Below are 18,628 nucleotides of genomic sequence, written 5' to 3'. Positions count from 1 at the left end.
GATGCGTTACGTGGAGATCGAAGCCCTGGGCAACGGGCGCGCGCTCGGCCTGACCGTGGCACGGGCGCGGGTGCCGGGACTGCGCATGCAGGTGGCGCATCCACGTCGCATGCTCCTGCGGCAGGGACGCGACGCGGTGCTGCTCGGCCTGGTGGACGAGGACCGGTACGGCGTGCGCGTCTTCCGTACAGGACGCTACGCCTCGCCGCTGCCGCCGTTGCGCGCCGCCGAGGCGCGCGTGCGCGAATACCGCGACTGGGCGTACCGGTTCGCCGCGTGGTTGGACGAGGCCGACACCTCCCCCTTGCACGAGGGCCGGTGGGTGCTGCGGATGTTCAACGCGAACGTCTGGGAGCCGCTGTCCTACTGGTGGGAGTGGGGCCTTGTCGGCGCCGAACCCGAACCGTCCGCCTACGTCGACTGGCTCGGCAACGGGTGGGGCGGGATCCTGCCGTTGCGTCCGCTCTCCCCGCCTGACGCGGGGCGGGTGAAGGCATACCGCAAGCTGGTACGGGAACGTGTGCTGCCTCCCGTGCTGCTGTGGGCCGTCAGCGGGTTGGACGGGCATGTGGTGCTGGACGGTCACGACCGTTTGGCCGCGGCACTCGCCGAGCAGGTCACCCCACCGATGCTCGTCCTGACACGGGGGATCGACGCCGCGGGCCAAAGGGCAATCCTGGAGGCCGTGGAGGGCCACGTGACCGGCACCATCGAGAAGCTGCGGCGGCGGCCGGAACCCGGTGCGCGGCGGCAGATCGACGCGCTCGTCCAAGGGTTCGCGCGGACGGCCGCAGCCGTTCCCTACGACGAGGTGCGGACGCGGGCGTGGCCCCTGAAAGGCGGGGCCGCCGCGTGGGACGCCGAGGCCGCGGCCCACGGGTGGCGGTAACTTTCCCCAGGCACTCGACGACCTTGCGGGCGATGCGGGGGCGGGACGGCCGGGCCGCAACGGCCCTGGCGGTAACGGCCCTGGTGGGGGCCAACGGCGTAACGAGGCAGGCGATTTCGCCGATGCCTGCGCGCGCGGGAGGTTGCACGCTCTCCACGTCGATATCCGTGTGAACCACGTCATGGCTCCCGCATGCCGTGGTTCCTCGCCGAACAGGAGTGCATCGACGTGCAGTCCCGGAACACCCCATCTGACAGCGCCCCGCCCATCAGATCCGGGCTCCTGACCGCTCCGGCCCCCCGCCACCGTGCCTCCCGCCTCCGCGCTCTGCGGGCCGTCGCCAAGGCGGCCCTGGCGGTCACGCTGGCCGCCGGAACCGGCGCGCTCGCCGTCCCCGCCGCCAACGCCGCTCCCGCCGCCGCGTCCGCCGTCACCGCGGTGAGCCCGTACCAGCACGGGCCCGACCCGACCGAGGACCTCATCGAGTCGCCGCGCGGCCCGTACGCGACGTCCCAGACCGTCGTGTCCCGCCTGAGCGTCACCGGCTTCGGCGGCGGCGTCATCTACTACCCGACCACCACCAGCGAGGGCACGTTCGGCGCGATCGCCATCTCGCCGGGCTTCACCGCCACCTGGGCGAGCCTGGACTGGCTGGGGCCGCGCCTGGCCTCGCACGGCTTCGTGGTGTTCGGCATCGAGACCAACACCCTGCTCGACCAGCCCGACAGCCGCGGCTCCCAGCTGCTGGCCGCGCTGGACTACCTGACCCAGCGCAGCTCGGTCCGCAACCGGGTGGACGCCTCGCGCCTGGCCGTGGCGGGCCACTCGATGGGCGGCGGCGGCACGCTGGAGGCCGCCAAGGACCGCCCCTCGCTCAAGGCCGCCATCCCGATCGCCCCGTGGAACCTCGACACGACCTGGCCCGAGGTCCGCACCCCCACCCTGATCATCGGCGGCCAGGCCGACGCCATCGCGCCGGTGGCCATCCACTCCATCCCCTTCTACCTGACGCTGAGCAACGCGCCGGAGAAGGCGTACCTGGAGCTGCGCGGCGCCAGCCACTTCTTCCCGCAGACGTCCAACACCACCATGGCCAAGTACATGATCAGCTGGATGAAGCGGTTCATCGACGACGACACCCGCTACAGCCAGTTCCTGTGCCCGGCCCCCAACGACCTGACCATCTCGGACTACCGCGACACCTGCCCCGTCTGAGCGGGTGACACATCCGCCCGGCGGCGGTCGCTCTCCCCCGCAGCGACCGCCGCCGGGCCATCTCGTGCGGAACGTCGAAGCGAGGTCGATCCATCGATGAGCGGCCGTCATCGGGTGCGCGGCATGGGCGGACGCCGGCGCCGCGCCGTCGTCGCCGTGTCCGCCGGGGCGGCGGTGCTGGCGGCGGCCGTCGCGTACGGCGTCGTCCGGGTGCGCGGGTGCGGCGGCCCGGACGCGCTGGTCCTGGACGTCGCCGCCGCACCGGAGATCGCGCCCGCCGTGCGTTCGGTCGCCGCGCGGTTCGGCGCCGAGCGGCACGTCGCGGGCGGGCGGTGCGTGCGGGCGCGGGTGCGGGCCGTGGAGCCGTACGCGATGGCCGCCGCGCTGTCGGGCAACGCCCCGCCGGTCGGCGGGCTCCGGCGGCCGGACGTGTGGATCCCCGACACCTCGGCGTGGGCGCACCTGGCGGGGGCGTCGTCCGGCGCCGTGGTGACGCGCACGTCGGTGGCGACCACTCCGCTGGTGGCCGTCCTGCCCGGCCGGCCGAGGGGCGGGGCGCCGCCGTCCTGGCACGACCTGCTGGGCACGCGGGACGACAAGCCCGCCAAGCGGATCGCCGTGCCGGACCCGGCGCGCGACGGCGCCGGTATCACCGCGCTGCTGCTCACCCGGTGGCTGGCGCGCGGCACGCGGCGGCCGGACGCGGTGTTCGTCAACGTCGTGCGGGCCATGCGGCAGAACCTCACCCCGGACGCGCGCACGGCGGTGTCCGCCGACGTGGTGCTGACCACCGAGCAGGCGGTGTCACGTGCCGCCGGGCGGGAGGCGGCCGTGCATCCGAGCGAAGGGTCGTTCAACCTGGACTATCCCGTCGTCCTGACGGCGCCGCGGCCCGGGACGCGGGATGCGGCGGCGCGCATGCTGGAGCGGGCGCTGCGGGACGGGCGGGCGCGGCGCGCCGTCCGCTCGCTCGGGTTCCGCGCCACCGGGCGGGAACCCGCGGTGCTCGACCCCGGCGAGGTGCGGGACGCGGTGCAGTCGTGGGCGCGGCTGTCGCTCGGCACGCGCATGCTGTCGCTGCTGGACGTGTCCGGGTCGATGGCGCAGACGGTGCCCGGCACGCGCGCCAGCCGCATGCAGGTCCTCACGCGGGCCGCGCAGGAAGGGCTGGCGTTCCAGCCCGACGACACCGAGCTGGGCCAGTGGGTGTTCGCCACCCGGCTGGACGGGGCGCGGGACTGGCGGGAGACCGTCCCGGTCGGGCCGCTCGGCGAACGCGTCGGATCGGCGACGCGGCGGCAGCGCATCCTCAGCACGCTGGCGGCGCTGCGCCCCGAGCCGGGCGGACGCACCGGGCTGTACGAGTCGGTGCTGGCCGCGTTCCGGTACATGCGGCGCACCTACAAGCCCGAGATGGTCAACTCGGTGCTGGTGATGACCGACGGCCGCAACGACGACGCCGACGGCCCCACGCTCGACGCGACCGTGGCGGCGCTGCGCCGCGAGTACGACCCCGGGCGCCCCGTGCAGATCATCGTGATCGGGTTCGGCGCCGACGTCGACCCGGCCGAGCTGCGGCGGATCACCGAGGTCACCCGCGGCGGCGTGCACATCGCCCGGGACCCGGCGGACATCCGCAAGATCTTCGGGACGGCCATGGCCCGCCGCATGTGCGCCCCCGACTGCTGACCCCCGGCTTCCGGGCCGGCGGCGGCCCTTGGCGGCCGACCGCCCGAGCCCGGCGGTCGGCTTCCGGCGGCGGGCCGCCGGGCGGCGCGGCCGTTCAGTCGCCGGACAGGTGGCGGGAGCCGAGGGCCAGGACGACCTCCACCAGGTCGCGGGGACGGCCCAGCCGCCGGCCGGTGAGGTTCTCGACGCGGCGCAGCCGGTTCAGCACGGTGTTGTGGTGGCAGTACAGGCGGGTCGCGGCGCGGGCGGCCGACCCGTCGCACTCCAGCCAGGCGGTCAGGGTCTCGATCAGCACGTCGCGGGTCCCGGGGTCCAGCTCGGCCAGCGGGCCCAGCACCCGCTCGTGCAGCCTGCCCGCCAGCTCCGGCTGCGACACCAGCAGCGCCTCGGGCAGGCGCCGGTCGATGCGGGCGATGTCCGGCTCGCCCGGACGGCAGGTGCGCAGCGCCAGCTCGGCGAGCCAGCGCGCCGAGCCGAGGTCGGCCAGACCGTCCACGACGGCGCTGACGCCCGCGTGCGCGCGCAGGTGCGGGCGCAGCGCCGCCTCCAGGTCGTCCAGACCGGCCTCGCCGAGATCGACCACCGCCACCTGCGCGTCGGCGCGCACCCGCCAGATGAACCGCATGCCGCCCGCGGCCGGGTCGGCGAGCCGGACCGGTTCGTCCTGGCGCAGCATCACCACGGCGTAGCGGCCGCTGGGCGGCAGGCCGAGCACGGACACCGCCGTGGCGATCAGGCCGCCGTCGCCGCGGCCCTCCAGCAGCGCGTCCACGACGGCGTTGACCCGCTCCACGCTGCGCCGCAGCAGCTCGTACTCGGTGCGGTGGTAGGCCGCCGCGGCGGTGCTGGACTGCTGGTCGATGGCCTGCCAGGTGCGGGTCGCCTGCCGGACGAGCGCGGGCACGTGCGCGGGGTCGTCCTCGGTGACGGTCTCCACCAGCGCGTCCCAGAACACGGTGCCCGCCAGCCGGTAGGAGCGCAGCAGCCGGTCCAGCGGCAGGCCCTGCTCGGCGCGGCGGCGGCCGAGCTCCTCGGCCCACGCCAGGTCGGCGCGGCCCCGGCCGGAGTCGAGGATCGCCGCGAGGCCGTGGCCGAGGCCGGTGTGGCAGACCTCCCACAGGTCCTCGCGCGACCCGCTGGGGCGGTCGCCGCCCTCGCCGCTGAGGATCTCGCCGACCAGCCGTCCCGCGAGATCGGGCAGCCGCTTGCGCAGCCGCGCCACCGCCCGGCGGACGATCGCCCGGTCGGCGCCGTCGGGCACCGTCGTGAGCATCGCCATGCGCGCCTCCTCGAACGCCACCGCAGGTGCCGCCGCAGGGCGCTCATGGTCGCATCCGGGCGGGGCCGTGACCAGACCCAGACCCGCCGCATTGTGAGCGCTCACAACCGCGGGCGGCGCCGGTTGCGTCCGCTCCCCGTATTAGAACGGCGCTCTAGACCTGCCCCGCCGACCCGTGTTGGTGTGAGCCTCCCCACCCCCCGCGACGCGACCGCGAGGAGGCACAGGTGCGCGTACGGCATGGTCCCGGGGCCGCTTTGAGCGTGAGCGGCCTGACCGTCGACTACGGCCCCGTCCGAGCCCTGCGGGAGGTGTCCCTGGAGGTGCCCGAGGGCGGGTTCGTGGCCGTCCTCGGCGGCAACGGCGCGGGCAAGAGCACGCTGCTGCGGGCCGTATCCGGCGTGCTGGGGTTCCACGGCGGGACGGTGCGCGCCGGCGACATCACCGCCGGCGGACGGCCGCTGCGCGGCCTGCGCCCCGACCAGATCGTCGCCGCCGGCGTCGTCCAGGTACCCGAGGGGCGCGAGGTGTTCGCCCGCATGACCGTCGGCGAGAACCTGCGCGCCGGGGCGCTGGGCGTCCGGCGCGACCGGCGCCGCACGGCCGCCATCCGCGCGCGCGTGCTGGAGTTGTTCCCGGTGCTGGCCGAACGCGACCGGCAGAAGGCGGGCCTGCTGTCGGGCGGCGAGCAGCAGATGCTCGCGATCGGCCGGGCGCTGATGGCCGAGCCGCGGCTGCTGCTGCTCGACGAGCCGTCCCTCGGCCTGGCGCCCATCATGGTCGAGCGGATCGCCGAGACGATCGCCGCGATCAACCGGCACGGCACCGCCGTGCTGCTGATCGAGCAGAACGCGGCGCTGGCGCTGGAGCTGGCCGCGCACGCCTACGTGCTGGAGGTCGGCCGGGTCGCGCTGTCCGGGCCGTCCGCCGAACTGGCCGCCTCCGAGGAGGTCCGCCGCCGCTACCTGGGCGGGGCCGACGCGGACGACGACGAGCCGGCCGGCGTCCCGGAGCGGACCTTGGCGAGGTGGGCCGGATGACCGCCGCACCGGTCGCCCCCGAACTGGCGGTCACCGGGCTGACCGTGCGGTTCGCCGGCCTCACCGCGCTGGACGACGTCGGCTTCACCGTCACGCCCGGCAGCATGCACGCGCTCATCGGCCCCAACGGCGCGGGCAAGTCCACCTGCTTCAACGTGCTGTCGGGCGTCTACCGGGCCGCGGCGGGCAGCGTCCGGCTCGGCGGCACCGAGCTGACCGGCCTGCCGCCGCACCGCATCGCCGCGCTCGGCGTGGCCCGCACGTTCCAGAACCTCGCGCTGTCGCCCCGGCTCAGCACGGCCGACAACCTGATGCTCGGCCGCCACCGCCTCACCCGCGCCGGGTTCGTCGCCTGCGGGCTGCGGCTGCCCGCCGCACGCCGCGAGGAGCGCCGCCACCGCGCCCGGGTCGCCGAGATCGCCGAGTTCGTCGGCGTCGCCGAGCACCTCGACCGGCCCGTCGGGCTGCTGCCGTACGGGGTGCAAAAGCGCGTCGAGCTGGCCCGGGCGCTGTGCCTGGAGCCGCGCGTGCTGCTGCTGGACGAGCCGGTCGCCGGGATGAACGCGCCGGAGCGGCGCGCGATGGCCGCCGTGCTGCGCCAGGTCCGCGCCTCGCTCGGCATCTCGATCCTGCTGGTGGAGCACGACATGGACCTGGTCGCCCGGCTGGCCGACGAGGTCACCGTCCTGGACTTCGGCCGCCGCATCGCCACCGGCACGCCCGCGGCCGTCCGCCGCGACCCGCAGGTCATCCGCGCCTACCTGGGCACCCCCCGCACCGCCACGGCCGGGGCCGCCGAAACCGTGGGGACCACCGACACCGCGGGGACTGCCGACACCGTGGAGACCGCCGGCGCGGCCGGAGCCGCCGACACTGCCGGAACCGCCGACACGGCCGCCGGGATCGCCGGCGCTGCTGGGACCGCCGGGACGGCTGCCGGGGCCGACGGCGCCGCCGGAATCGCTGGCACGGCCGCCAGGACCGCCGACACTGCCGGGACCGCCGATGCGGCTACCGGGACCGACCGGACTGCTGACACCGCCGGATCCGCTGGTGCTGCCGGCACAGCCGACACGGTCGGGACGGCCTCCCGGACCGCCGGCGCTGCAGGCGCTGACGGGACCGGCGGCACGGCCGGCGCCGGCGCAAGCGGCGAGGTCGATGAAGCCGCCGGGGCCTCGGCGGCGGCCGGGGAGGGGGAGCAGCGGTGAGCACGGTCGTGGAGGTCCTGGTCAACGGGCTGGCGTCCGGTGCGGTGTACGCGCTCATCGCGCTCGGCTTCGTGGTGATCTTCAAGGCCACCGAGGTGATCAACTTCGCCCATCCGTCGCTGCTGCTCGCGGGCGGCTACCTGGTCGCGGTGCTGCACGACGACATCGGCTTCGCCGGCGCCGTCCTGGCGGGCGTCGCGGCGACGGCGGCACTGGCGGCGCTGGTGGAGCTGGTGGTCCTGCGCCGCGTCCGGACCGGCGGGCACGCCACGCTGAGCATCGTCACGATCGGCGTGGACATCGTCCTCACCGTCGAGCTGACCCGCCGCATCGGCACCGAGGTGCTGCCGCTCGGCGACCCGTGGGGCGACCGCGTCGTGCGGATCGGCGACGTGACGATCGCGCAGACCCGCATCGCCGCGTTCATCGTCGCGGTCGCCGTGATCGCCGCGTTCCTGCTGGCGTTCCGGTTCACCTCCTGGGGCGTGGCGATGCGCGCCGCCGCCGAGAACCGCCGGACGGCGGCGCTGATGGGCGTGCGGCTCGGCCGGGTCTCGGCGGGCGCCTGGGCCGTCGCCGGGGCGCTGGCCGCGCTCGCCGCGCTGTTCATGTGCGTGTTCCCCACCCCCGGTCTGGACCGGACGACCTCGTTCGCCGCGCTCAAGGCGCTGCCCGCCGCCGTGCTCGGCGGGATCGACTCCACCACCGGCGCCCTCGTCGGCGGCGTGCTGATCGGGATCACCGAGGCGGCCGTCGTCGGCTACCAGAACGACGTGGCGCTGTTCGGCGGCGGCTTCGCCGAGATCGCGCCCTACCTGCTGATGACCGTCGTGCTGCTCGCCCGCCCCGCCGGGCTGTTCGGAACCAGGGAGCCCGCCCGTGTCTGAGCGACGTGTGACGGCCGCCGCGGCCGCCGTCGGCCTGGCCGTGCTGCTGGCGGTGCCGTTCTACGCCGGGCCGTTCTGGTTGCAGGCCGGACTGTTCGCGATGGCCGCCGCGATCGGCGCCATCGGGCTCAACGTGCTCACCGGCGCGGCCGGTCAGCTGTCCATGGGGCACGCGTTCTTCCTCGCCGTGGGCGCCTACACCTACGTGTGGCTGGCCGCTGAGCCGGAGGAGGCCGCCGGGCGCACCCTGTCCGGGCTGGGCTGGCCCACGTGGGCGGCGGCGGTCGCGGCGGTCGCCGCCGCCGGGATCGCCGGCGGCGCGTGCAGCCCCATCGCCGGACGCCTCAAAGGCCCCGCACTGGGCATCGCGACGCTCGCACTGGTCTTCCTCGGCCAGCATGTGATGCTGCGTGCCGACTCGGTGACCGGCGGTGTCAACGGACGCGCCGTCCCGCCGATGGAGCTGCTGGGATTCCGGTTCGCCGACACCCCCGAACCGCTGTACGTGCTGGGCGTGCCGTTCGGCGGGCTGGAACGGCTCTGGTACCTGGCCCTGCTGCTGGTCGTTCTCGCCGGGCTGTTCGCGCGGGGCGTGCTGCGCTCCCGTCCCGGACGCGCGCTGAACACGATCCGCGACAACGAGATCGCGGCGGGCGCGATGGGCGTGCCGGTCGCGCGGTACCGGGCGGCGGCGTTCGTGCTGTCGTCCATGTACGCGGGCCTGGCCGGGGTGCTGGTCGCGCTGGCGTTCCAGCGGACGGTGCCCGAGTACTTCGGCCTGGCGCTGGCCCTGGACTACCTCGCCATGATCGTCATCGGCGGGCTCGGGACGGTGGCGGGCGCGGTCACCGGCGCGGTGTTCGTGTCCGTGCTGCCCATGCTGCTCACCCGCTATGGCGACGCCGTCCCCCTGGTCGCCCCGCCCGGCTCGTCCGGCGGCATGTCGCCCGCCGAGGCCGCCCGGCTGCTCTACGGCGTCGCGTTCGTCGCCGTCCTGCTGTACCTGCCCGGCGGCGTGCTCGGCCTGGCCGCGCGGATCCGGGTCCGCCTCCGCGCGCGCCGCCGCCCCGCGTCCCCCCTCCCCTCCCGACCCGAGGAGTCACCCGCATGAGAACCCTCACCGTCGCCGCGACGGCGCTGGCGCTCGCCCTGACGGCCGCCGGGTGCAGCGGCAAGGCCACCGGCGGCTCGTCCTCCGATGGCGTCAAGACCGGCCCCGGCGTCACCGACGACAAGATCACCGTGGCCGCGCTGACCGACCTCACCGGCCCCTACGCCGCGCTCGGCAAGGGCGTCACCCAGGCGCAGAAGCTCTACTTCGACCAGCTCAACGCGGCCGGCGGGGTGTGCGGACGCAAGGTCGAGCTGGTCGTCCGCGACCACGGCTACGACGTGCAGAAGGCCGTCGCCGCCTACAGCGAGGTCGCCCCCCGGTCGGCGGCGCTGCCGCAGGTCATCGGGTCGCCGATCACCAACGCGCTGCGCGCCCGGGTGGAGGCCGACCACCTGCTGACCATCCCGCAGGCGTGGGCGCACGACCTGCTCGGCAGCCGCTACATCCAGGTCACCAGCACCACCTACGACATCGACATGATCAACGGGCTGGCGTTCCTGGCGCAGGAGAAGGGCCTCAAGCGCGGCGACAAGGTCGGCCACATCTACCTGGAAGGCGACTACGGGCAGAGCGCCCTCGCCGGGTCCCGGTACGCGGCCGGCAAGCTCGGCATGACGCTGGTCGAGCAGCAGGTCAAGGCGACCGACGCGGACATGACCGCGCAGGTCGGCGCGTTCCGCAAGGCCGGGGTGAAGGCCGTGCTGGTCAGCGTCAGCCCCAAGCAGGCCGCGTCGCTGGTGGGCGTGGCGGCGGCCGCCGGGCTGGACGTGCCGTTCGCGGCGAGCAACTCGGCGTTCGCGCAGCAGCTGCTGGCCACCCCGGTCGGCGCGGCCCTGCAGAAGGACTACTACGTGCTGACCGCCGCGCCGCCGTTCAGCGCCGACATCCCGGCCGTGCGCAAGCTGGCGAGCGAATACCAGGCGGCCTACAAGGGGCAGCCTCTGGACAGCTCCGTCTACTCGGGTTACACAACGGCTGGGATCGTCGGTGAGGCGCTCAAGAAGGCGTGCGCCGGCAAGGACCTCACACGTGACGGCATCGTCAATGCCCACCGCTCCAACACCGGCTTCGACCTCGGCTTCGGCGGCGCGCCGCAGGACTTCTCCAAGTGGGACCGCCCCGCGTCGCGCGCCAGCTACATTGTCAAGCCCGACGCCAAGGCGGTGGGCGGCACCCGCATGGTGCGCGACGCCGCCGAGTCCGACCTCGCCAAGGGGTACACCGCGCCGAGCCGCGGCTGACCGCGGGCGGCCCCGGTCGGCGAGCCACTGAGCCGCGAGCCGCATCGCACGAGCGGCATCCGGCTGGAGGTGCGACATGACCCTCGGAACCGACCTCGCCCCAACGACCACCACCCCCCTCTACGGGCGGGACCAGGAGATGGCGGCCCTGCGCGGGCTGCTCGCCCGGGCTCGCACCGGACACGGCGGCGCGCTGGCGATCGCCGGGCCGCCCGGCATCGGCCGCACCGCCCTGCTGGAAGCGGTCGTCCGCCAGGCGCCGCCCCGGTTCCGCACCGTCGGCACCCGGGGCATCCTGCAGGAGATCGCCGTGCCGTACGCGGGTCTGCACCGGCTGCTGCGCCCGCTGGCGGACGCGGCGCGGCGGTCGTCCCCCGCGCAGGACTCCCGGCACGCCGACGTGCTCGCCCCGCTGCTCGGGCACGGCGGCCGCGTCACGGCCGCGCCGTTCACCCTGTACACCGCCGTGTGCGGGCTGCTGGCCGAGGCGGCGGCCGCCCGTCCGCTGCTGTGCTGGGTGGACGACGCGCACCTGCTCGACCGGGTGTCGCTGGAGGCGCTGACGTATGCGGCGCGGCGCGTCCGCGGCGAGCGTGTGGCCATGGTGTTCACCGTGTGCGGGTGGGACGGCCCGGCCGACGTGCCCCGGCTCACCGTCCCCCCGCTGGACGACGCCGCCTCGATGCGCCTGCTGGACCGGCTCACCCGGGGCCTGATCCGGGAGGAGCTCGCCGAGGAACTCGTCGAGCTGGCCGCCGGCCGTCCGCTGGCACTGGTCGAGCTGGCCGAGGCGCTGACCCCCGGGCAGCTCGCGGGCACGGCGGCGCCGCCCCGGGCGCTGCCCGCCGGCAGCCGCCTGCGCGCCCGCTACCGGCGGCGCTACCTCGGCCTGCCGCCCGGGGCCCGGCGGCTGGTGCTGCTGGCGGCCGCCGACGACCGGCTCGACCTGGACACCCTCGCCCGCGCCGCCGACCTCGCCGACCTGGACGCGGCGCTCGGCTCCGGACTGCTGCGAGTGGACGGGCAGGCCGTGGAGGTGCCGCCGCTCGTCCGGTCGTCGGTGTACGCCGACGCCCCGCCCGCCGAACGGCGGTGGGCGCACGCGCGGCTCGCGGACGTCCTCGACCAGGAGGGGCAGCGGGCCCGGCGGTGCCGCCACCGCGCCGCCGCCGCGGACCGCCCGGACGACTCCCTCGCCGACGAGCTCGCCGACGCCGCCGCCTCCGCCCGCGCGACCGGCCAGTACCTGGACGCCTCGCGCACCTGGCAGCGCGCCGCCGAACTCACCACGGGCCTGGACCTGAAGGCCGACCGGTACGTGTCCGCCGCCGCCGACGCGTGGACGGCCGGACTGCCCCGCCGGGCCCGCGCGATGCTGCGTCCCGTGCTGCCGTTCGCCGACACCCCCGAGCGGCTCGGCCGCGCCCGGCTGCTCCAGGGCGAGATCGAGCTGTACGACGGGACGCCCGCCATCGCCGCCGGGATCCTGCGCGAGGCCGCCGGCCGCCTCGCCGACGCGGACCCCACGCTCGCCGCCACCACCTTGATGAAGGCCGCGCACGCCGCCGAATCGGGCGGCGACCTGCACTCGTTCGCCGCCATCGCCGACCACGCGGCGGCCCTCCACGCGCGGGGCCCGGTCGCCGAGCTGGTGTCCGCGCACCTCGTCGGCTTGGCGGCGACCTTCCGGGAACGGTTCGACGTCGCGTCCCGGAACCTGGCCAGGGCACTGGAACTCGCCGACCGGACCGACGACTGCACGGCCGTCATGTACGCGGCGTACGCCGCCATAGTGGTCGGTGACGGACGGCACGCCCGGGAACTGGCCGCACGGGCGTTGGCGAGCGCGCGCTGCGGCGGCGCGCGCGTCCTGGAGCCGCAGGCGCTGGCGATCCTCGCCCACACCGAACTGTTCCTGGGCCGCTACCCGGCGGCGACCGCCATCGCCCGGGAGGGGCTGCATCTGGCCCGCGCCGCCGGGCAGCGCAACATCGCCGCCGACCACCTGGCCACGATCGCGCTGGTCACCGCGTTCCGCGGCGACCGCGCCGCCACGCTCGGCCACCTCGACGGGCTCAACGACACCGTGGGACGCCACGGGCTCGCCCGTCCCGCCGCATACGGGTCCTGGGCCCTGGCGTGCCTGGACCTGGCCGACGACCGCCCCGCCGACGCGCTGGCCCGGCTGCGGCTGCTGACCGGCACCGACTCGGCCCATCCCGCCGTCCGCGTGCTGGCCATCGCCCACCTGGTGGAGGCCGCCGCCCGCTGCGGCCGCCGGGACGAGGCCCGCCGCGCGTTCGAGGTGTACGACCGGTGGGCGCGCAACACCTGCAGCCCCGGACGGCGCGCCCTCGCCCACCGCTGCCACGCCCTGCTCGCCGACGACGAGGACACGGCCGCCGAGCACTTCGAGGAGGCGCTGCGGCTGCACGGCCACTGCGACGCGACGTTCGAGCTGGCCCGCACGGAACTGCTGTACGGCCACCGGCTGCGCCGCGACCGCCGCCCCCGGGAGGCCCGGGGCCACCTGCGCACCGCCGTGCAGATCTTCGCCAACTACGACGCGGCGGCATGGGCCGAGCGCGCCCGGGCCGAGCTGCGCGCGGCGGGGGACGCGGTGGACGGCGGCGGCACGGCCGGCCTGAACCGGCTGACCGCTCAGCAGCTCCAGATCGCCCGGCTCGTCGCCGCAGGGGCCACCAACCGCGAGATCGCCGCCCGCCTCACGATCAGTCCTCGCACTGTCGATCATCATCTCCGCAATGTCTTCTCCCGGTTGGGCATCCGCTCACGTGTGGAACTGGCCCGCCTGCTCACCTGAAACCACCGGCGCCCTACCGAACGTCCACGCGCACCACCGTGGAGGTAGCCGCCAACCACAACGCACCTGTATTACGGCCCGCCAGACGTCCACCCGAGCCGCCGCACCGGTCTTCGCGAACTACAACACGGCAGTGTCGGCCGAACGCGCCCAGGCTGAACTGCGTTGGGCGGGAACCGGACGGCGGTGCGGCCGGAGTGGAGCGGTCGGCTGCTCGGTAGCTGTGGTTGGCCGTCTTGTTGCAGTGATTGCGGTCCTTGCGAGGCCGGTGGCCATTTGTGTGTTGCTGTGCGGGTCTTCGCGAACTGTGACGCGGCGGTGTGGGCGTAGCGCGCCTGGGGTGAGCGGGCGGGGGGGGTGGCGGTGGCATGGCCAAGTAGGGGTGACCGCCCTGCAGTTGCGGATCGCTTGGCTTGTCGCCGTGACCGCCGTCTACCCCGCGCCGTGGTCAGGCGACGGTAAAGCCGCCGTCGACGGGGAGGATCGTGCCGGTCACGTATGTGGCGTCGATCAGGTGGCAGATCGCTTGGGCGACGTCCTCGGGGCGGCCCACCCGCTTGACCGCGAGCCCGCCCGCTGCCTCCTCGAATTGCGCCTGCTTCTGCTCCTCCGGCAGGAAGGACCACCACGGCGTGTCGATGACACCCGGCGCCACGGCGTTGACACGGACCGGTGACAGCTCGGCCGCCAGCGGCGAGACGATCCGTTCGATCGCCCCGTTCACCGCCGCCAGCACCGTCGTGCCGGGCACCGCCGCACGTGCGGTCGCCGCCGAGACGAAGGTGATCGAACCGGTGACCCGGGCGTGCCGTACGGCCGCGAGATAGCCGAACAGCTTGCCCTCGAACGCGGCGCGGACATCGGCCGCCGCGACGTCGCGGATCGGCCCCAGGCCCACCGGACCCGGGCTGAACGCCGCCACCAGGTGGTCGAACTCCCCGACGCGTCCGAAGAACGCCGCAAGATCCTCCTCGGACGTGCCGTCGACCGCCTCCGCTGCGGTCACCCGGTCTTTGACAGCGGCGAGCCGGTCCGGATCGCGACCGGTGACGATCACCTCCGCGCCCTCGGCGGCCAGCCGCTCGGCGGTGGCCAGGCCGATGCCGGAGGTGCCACCCAAGATCACTGCACGCATCACGCACTCCTTTTCGAGACTTGGCGTCTCGATACTAATTCGAGACTGGGCGTCTTGTAAACTGCGGGCATGACCGAGCAGCGGCGTCCCGGTCGACCACGCAGCGAGGCGGCGCGGCGGGCGATCCTCGACGCGGCCATGCGGGAGCTGGAGGAGCACGGGTACGCCGCGCTGACCGTCCAGGGGATCGCGGCGCGGGCGGGCGTCGGCAAGCAGACGATCTACCGGTGGTGGCAGTCCAAGGCGGACGTGGTCCTGGACGCCCTGATCGACATGGCGGACACGCACATCGCCGTCCCGGACCGGGGGTCGCTGCCGGAGGACCTGATGGCGTTCCTGAAGGCCACGTTCGACCAGCGCGGCCGCCGTCCCGTGCTGATCGGCCTGATGGCGCAGGCGCTGCTCGACCCCGCGTTCGCCCGAGCCTTCCGCGACCGCTTCCTGGCCAGCCGCCGCGCCGCGATGCGCAAGATCCTGGAACGGGCCGCCACCCGGGGCGAGGTCGCACCCGACATCGACCCGGAGACGGTGATCGACGTCGTGTACGGGGTGCTGTGGTACCGGCTGATGCTCAACCACGCCCCGTTGGACGAGACGGCGAGCAGCCAGATCTCCGACCTGCTCCTACGCGGCATCACCCGCGACCGCTGAGCCCCCGACCGAGATCCCGCAGGTCGCTGCGACTCACCTCCGGACAACATTTCTGGAGGTCGCATCCACCGTGCGGACACCGCGCATCGGCGTCGCCCTGCCGATCGTCGCCCCGTACGCCGGTCCCGAGGCCATCGTGACCATCGCCCAGGCCGCTGAACGGCTGGGATTTTCACGCCGTGTCGGCCGCCGACCGGCTCCTCATTCCGGTCGGACCGCACTGGAACAACGACGCGGGCCTGCCCGAGGCGCGCGTCTGGGAGTAGCCGGAGATGCTCACCTGGGCGGCGGCTTGCTCCCGGCGCATCCGGGTGATGACGGGCATCGTGAACTCGATCTTCCAGCCGCCGATCGTGCTCCGGCCTCAGGGCGGCTCGTGCACGCGGACCGGGGGCGGATGGGCAGCCCCCTTGAGGCCGCTGTCGGGGGCTGGCCGGCGGCATCGATGCATTTCGGATCGATGCGTCCGACGGGCATATGGGTGCATTACATCCGGGCCCATGACGTGCACGATCACGCGTTTTAGCCTGTGGGTGTCGCCGATGCGCGGGAGGTGCCGGGTCGGATGCATGACGAGGTCACCATCGGGGCCCGGCTACGGGCTTTGCGGCGTTGGCGGGGGATGACGCAATCGCAGCTTGCGGACCAAGCGGGCTTGTCGACCTCGTTCATATCGATGGTCGAGCACGGTCATCGGATGCTCGACCGGCGGTCGCACATCTCTGCTGTCGCCGCCGCGCTGCGGGTGTCGGAGGTCGATCTGACCGGCCAGCCCTACATGACCGCCGACGATGGGAAGAACGGGCCGCACGCCAAGATCGCCGCTATGCGGAGGGCGCTGGCGACGAACGAGATCGGTGACGCTCTCATCGACCGGGCGCGGTCTCCGGCGCAACTGCAAGACATCTTTTATGGGCGCACCACGGTAGAGGTGGGCGACGGCCGTGTCACCACGGTGCCCGAACTTCGGCAGGAGTCCAATCTCGCGGTCCTGGGGGGCCTTCTGCCCGACATGATCGATGAGATTCACTGCCTCGTCGCGACGGCTCGTGACGAGCGGCAGCGCGCGGACGCGCTCAGGCTGCTCGTCGAGGTGGTGCACCCGGCGGCCTTCGTCTGCTCCATCCTCGGCTACCCCGATCTGGCGCGGCTCGCGGCGGTGCAGGCGGCGGAGGCGGCCCGCTGCCTGGATGATCCGGTCTATCAGGGCGTCGCCGACTTCATGCGGGCGATGACCGCGCCGCGGGCCGGATCGTGGGACCGCATCCTGAAGATCAGCGAAGACGCCGTGAACAGGCTGGAACCCCACGTCACCGATGAAGTCGGCATCCAGGTGTACGGCATGCTCCACCTGACGGCCGCCCTCGCCGCGTCCGCCAACTCCCACCGCATGGATTGCGTGAACGCCCATTTGGCCGAGGCTGCGGATCTGGCCGGGCGCCTCTCCGGGGGCGGAAATGCGTTCGGGCTGTCCTTCAACGCTGTGAATGTCGGCGTGTGGCAGGTCATGGTCGCCGCCGAATCCGGGGACTATCCGACGGCCGTGGGGTTGGCGCGCGACGTCGACGTGTCGCCGCTGCCCAGGAACCGGCGATGCCAGTTCAACCTTGAGGTCGGGCGTTCCCTGGCGCATCAGCGTGGCAAGGAACGCGAGGCGGTCATGACGCTGAAGCAGGCTGAGAACGCCGCGCCGCAGCGTATGCGCAACAGCACGGCGGCCCGCGAGACCGTGACCTACCTGCTGGGCAGAGTCAGAGCCACGGGACTCGCGCGCGAGCTGCGGGCATGGCCTCGCGCATGGGCATCCCGCACTGACAGCCCGGGCCTGGCTGCGGCGTGGGCGCCTTCCGCGTCATGCGTGACCGTGTTCGTGGCCGGGCCCGCTCGCTGCTGGGTTCGCCGTCTCACTCACGGTTTTGCTGGTCGGTGATGAGGCGCCCGCAGTTCCACAGTTCGGCAACGTGGTAGGCGAACCGGTCGAAGAGGCCGTCTTCCTGGTGGCGCTGCACATGCAGCATGGGGGAGTCGTGGCCGACCAAGTGCGCCAGATGCGGCGTCACGAGCATCTCATCGTCGAAGACGAAGACGCTCATAGCGATGTGCTCATCGCCGAAGCGGACTTCGATCCCCGGGACGTCGATGATCTTTGACAACTCGTCAAGGGTGATCTTGATTCGGGTGCTCACGGTCAGGGGCACCTGCTCGAGTTCCTCCCGGCGCCGCGTGACGTCGCTTTCGGGATCTCCGAGCAAGAAGCGGACTCGGCATCCCCGCTCGGCCTTGCGGCGGAGGACGGTCCGGAGGCTGGGGATCTCCAGCCACAGGAAGTAGTTGGTGTATCCCGCGAACGTAAGTTCCCTGCCCGCTTCGCTGATAAGTCGACGCCAGACGGACTTCGGACAAGCCGACCGATAGGGGTATACCGCCACGATTTCGCGGTCTGGTCCGGTCTTCACGTTCTTGCGGATGACGTCGGGCCACAGCACGGCCTCATCAACTCCCAAGACCTCTGAAGCTGCCCATCGGTGACGCGGGTGCGGCGTGCGACCTTCATCCGCTACCCACCGGGACACGGTCTTAACGTCAACCTGACACGCTTCGGCTAGTTCCTGCTCTGTCAGTTTGGCACTGTTCATGGCCTGCCGCAGTGCGTCGTTGGCCACAGCCGGCCCCCTCGGTTGGACGTCTGGGACGTTCTTAAACGGTAACGCGAAAACGTCCTGGACGTCCCGGGAACGGTGTTCAAGCGTCCGGCAAAGAGGGCGCATCCTCATGAGACGCAAAACGAGGCGGGCTCGGACGCAGCGATTGCCCCGTTGGCCGAGTCCTTGACCGGAGGGAGTTCCGGCCTATGCCCGATCTTAGGGGCGAAAAAGACTACTTCAATCAGTTGGCGGTGTTGGGTACATGTTTGTCCGCAAGTCGAATGGTCGTGGACTACACCGCCTACGGGCTGAAGGCACAGAACCCGGTGGCGGTTGCGCTTCCTGCGGCTCGTGCTCTGCTGGCGAGACGGCCGGAGGACGTGATCGCGAGGGAAATCGAACGAACGACGGGTTGGGTGGTGTGGTTCGGCCGTGTCACCGGGCACTACTGGGCGACGCCCCGGGTGCCGCACCCGTGGGCTCGCCTGCTGGAGAGCGACTCCCCGGATGGTCTGAGAGCGGCCATCGGTCAGGTGGAGATGTTCTACGGCGGCGTCGCGCCGCTGTGAGGGGAGCCGCGCTCGCGTTGCGGTGCCGTGTCCCAGAGGTGACGGTGGCGCTGGTGGCGGTTCCGGAGGGCGAGACAGCGTCACGGGGTGAGGTGCTGCGTGTGACGTATCGGCAGTGGGACCCGGGATATCGCCTGGGACAGCAACACCGGGGCTTGCGTGTCACGCAGGCCCTTCGCGGGTGAGTGAGCCTTTTCCATCCTGATCACGCTGGTCACGGGGTTGTCGCGGTCTCGGTG

General features: G+C 73.5%; 15 protein-coding genes. 12 read left to right on the top strand and 3 right to left on the bottom strand.

Annotation, left to right across the window (positions count from 1 at the left end; all coding sequences use genetic code 11):
- The first annotated feature begins 1 nt into the window (after window position 1).
- The 3 genes from ABD879_RS15685 (at window position 2) to ABD879_RS15675 (ending at window position 3,793) form a co-directional block, all read left to right on the top strand.
- Complete coding sequence (locus ABD879_RS15685; RefSeq protein WP_345022075.1) at window positions 2–889, top strand: hypothetical protein; 888 nt, start codon at window positions 2–4, stop codon at window positions 887–889.
- Window positions 890–1,081: 192 nt separating this feature from the next.
- On the top strand, window positions 1,082–2,104 hold the full coding sequence (locus tag ABD879_RS15680) for an alpha/beta hydrolase family protein (RefSeq protein ID WP_345022072.1): 1,023 nt from the start codon (window positions 1,082–1,084) through the stop codon (window positions 2,102–2,104).
- 96 nt (window positions 2,105–2,200) lie between these two features.
- A complete protein-coding gene (locus ABD879_RS15675; RefSeq protein ID WP_345022070.1) occupies window positions 2,201–3,793 on the top strand; it encodes a substrate-binding and VWA domain-containing protein in 1,593 nt (530 codons plus the stop codon).
- Window positions 3,794–3,887: 94 nt separating this feature from the next.
- On the opposite strand, the gene ABD879_RS15670 is transcribed toward ABD879_RS15675, so the two are convergent.
- Entirely contained in the window at window positions 3,888–5,072 is a 1,185-nt protein-coding gene (locus ABD879_RS15670; RefSeq protein ID WP_345022067.1) for a PucR family transcriptional regulator, read from the bottom strand.
- Window positions 5,073–5,329: 257 nt separating this feature from the next.
- Here ABD879_RS15670 and ABD879_RS15665 point away from each other — a divergent pair, with 257 nt between their 5' ends.
- From ABD879_RS15665 to ABD879_RS15640, 6 genes are all read left to right on the top strand, one after another.
- Window positions 5,330–6,112, top strand: coding sequence for an ABC transporter ATP-binding protein (locus ABD879_RS15665; protein ID WP_345022121.1), 783 nt, complete (start codon window positions 5,330–5,332; stop codon window positions 6,110–6,112).
- Window positions 6,109–7,323 (top strand): ABC transporter ATP-binding protein, encoded by a 1,215-nt coding sequence (locus tag ABD879_RS32970; protein ID WP_378271206.1) that lies wholly within the window; start codon window positions 6,109–6,111, stop codon window positions 7,321–7,323. The genes ABD879_RS15665 and ABD879_RS32970 overlap by 4 nt, the downstream gene beginning before the upstream one ends.
- Window positions 7,320–8,210: a branched-chain amino acid ABC transporter permease gene (locus ABD879_RS15655; protein WP_345022065.1), complete on the top strand. Its 891-nt coding sequence runs from the start codon at window positions 7,320–7,322 to the stop codon at window positions 8,208–8,210. Before ABD879_RS32970 ends, ABD879_RS15655 begins: the two co-directional genes overlap by 4 nt.
- A complete protein-coding gene (locus tag ABD879_RS15650; protein ID WP_345022063.1) occupies window positions 8,203–9,321 on the top strand; it encodes a branched-chain amino acid ABC transporter permease in 1,119 nt (372 codons plus the stop codon). The genes ABD879_RS15655 and ABD879_RS15650 overlap by 8 nt, the downstream gene beginning before the upstream one ends.
- On the top strand, window positions 9,318–10,565 hold the full coding sequence (locus tag ABD879_RS15645) for an ABC transporter substrate-binding protein (RefSeq protein WP_345022061.1): 1,248 nt from the start codon (window positions 9,318–9,320) through the stop codon (window positions 10,563–10,565). Before ABD879_RS15650 ends, ABD879_RS15645 begins: the two co-directional genes overlap by 4 nt.
- Before the next feature lie 76 nt (window positions 10,566–10,641).
- Window positions 10,642–13,389, top strand: a complete 2,748-nt coding sequence (locus tag ABD879_RS15640; RefSeq protein WP_345022059.1) for a helix-turn-helix transcriptional regulator — start codon at window positions 10,642–10,644, stop codon at window positions 13,387–13,389.
- 448 nt (window positions 13,390–13,837) lie between these two features.
- Here the strand turns inward: ABD879_RS15640 and ABD879_RS15635 are convergent, their stop codons facing one another.
- Window positions 13,838–14,683, bottom strand: coding sequence for an SDR family oxidoreductase (locus tag ABD879_RS15635; protein WP_345022057.1), 846 nt, complete (start codon window positions 14,681–14,683; stop codon window positions 13,838–13,840).
- Between ABD879_RS15635 and ABD879_RS15630 the strand changes: the two genes are divergently transcribed.
- Window positions 14,663–15,175, top strand: a complete 513-nt coding sequence (locus ABD879_RS15630; RefSeq protein WP_345022055.1) for a TetR/AcrR family transcriptional regulator — start codon at window positions 14,663–14,665, stop codon at window positions 15,173–15,175. The genes ABD879_RS15635 and ABD879_RS15630 overlap by 21 nt on opposite strands.
- A gap of 565 nt (window positions 15,176–15,740) precedes the next feature.
- A complete protein-coding gene (locus tag ABD879_RS15625) occupies window positions 15,741–17,105 on the top strand; it encodes a helix-turn-helix domain-containing protein (protein WP_345022053.1) in 1,365 nt (454 codons plus the stop codon).
- Here the strand turns inward: ABD879_RS15625 and ABD879_RS15620 are convergent.
- Window positions 17,080–17,838, bottom strand: coding sequence for a helix-turn-helix domain-containing protein (locus tag ABD879_RS15620; protein WP_345022051.1), 759 nt, complete (start codon window positions 17,836–17,838; stop codon window positions 17,080–17,082). The two genes, ABD879_RS15625 and ABD879_RS15620, sit on opposite strands and share 26 nt — an antisense overlap.
- Before the next feature lie 188 nt (window positions 17,839–18,026).
- Here ABD879_RS15620 and ABD879_RS15615 point away from each other — a divergent pair, with 188 nt between their 5' ends.
- A complete protein-coding gene (locus ABD879_RS15615) occupies window positions 18,027–18,389 on the top strand; it encodes a hypothetical protein (RefSeq protein WP_345022049.1) in 363 nt (120 codons plus the stop codon).
- The last annotated feature ends 239 nt before the right edge of the window (window positions 18,390–18,628 follow it).

It is taken from the genome of Actinomadura keratinilytica, assembly GCF_039539665.1.
GTDB lineage: Bacteria > Actinomycetota > Actinomycetes > Streptosporangiales > Streptosporangiaceae > Spirillospora > Spirillospora keratinilytica.
This window is presented reverse-complemented; position numbering and strand designations above follow the sequence as displayed.

What these genes read in the sequence shown, in the direction of transcription:
- ABD879_RS15685 (WP_345022075.1), top strand. Translation starts at nt 2, where the DNA reads ATGCGTTACGTGGAGATCGAAGCCCTGGGCAACGGGCGCGCGCTCGGC.
- ABD879_RS32970 (WP_378271206.1), top strand. Translation starts at nt 6,109, where the DNA reads ATGACCGCCGCACCGGTCGCCCCCGAACTGGCGGTCACCGGGCTGACC.
- ABD879_RS15640 (WP_345022059.1), top strand. Translation starts at nt 10,642, where the DNA reads ATGACCCTCGGAACCGACCTCGCCCCAACGACCACCACCCCCCTCTAC.
- ABD879_RS15645 (WP_345022061.1), top strand. Translation starts at nt 9,318, where the DNA reads ATGAGAACCCTCACCGTCGCCGCGACGGCGCTGGCGCTCGCCCTGACG.
- ABD879_RS15630 (WP_345022055.1), top strand. Translation starts at nt 14,663, where the DNA reads ATGCGGGAGCTGGAGGAGCACGGGTACGCCGCGCTGACCGTCCAGGGG.
- ABD879_RS15670 (WP_345022067.1), bottom strand. Translation starts at nt 5,072, where the DNA reads ATGGCGATGCTCACGACGGTGCCCGACGGCGCCGACCGGGCGATCGTC.
- ABD879_RS15625 (WP_345022053.1), top strand. Translation starts at nt 15,741, where the DNA reads ATGCATGACGAGGTCACCATCGGGGCCCGGCTACGGGCTTTGCGGCGT.
- ABD879_RS15615 (WP_345022049.1), top strand. Translation starts at nt 18,027, where the DNA reads ATGCCCGATCTTAGGGGCGAAAAAGACTACTTCAATCAGTTGGCGGTG.
- ABD879_RS15675 (WP_345022070.1), top strand. Translation starts at nt 2,201, where the DNA reads ATGAGCGGCCGTCATCGGGTGCGCGGCATGGGCGGACGCCGGCGCCGC.
- ABD879_RS15680 (WP_345022072.1), top strand. Translation starts at nt 1,082, where the DNA reads ATGCCGTGGTTCCTCGCCGAACAGGAGTGCATCGACGTGCAGTCCCGG.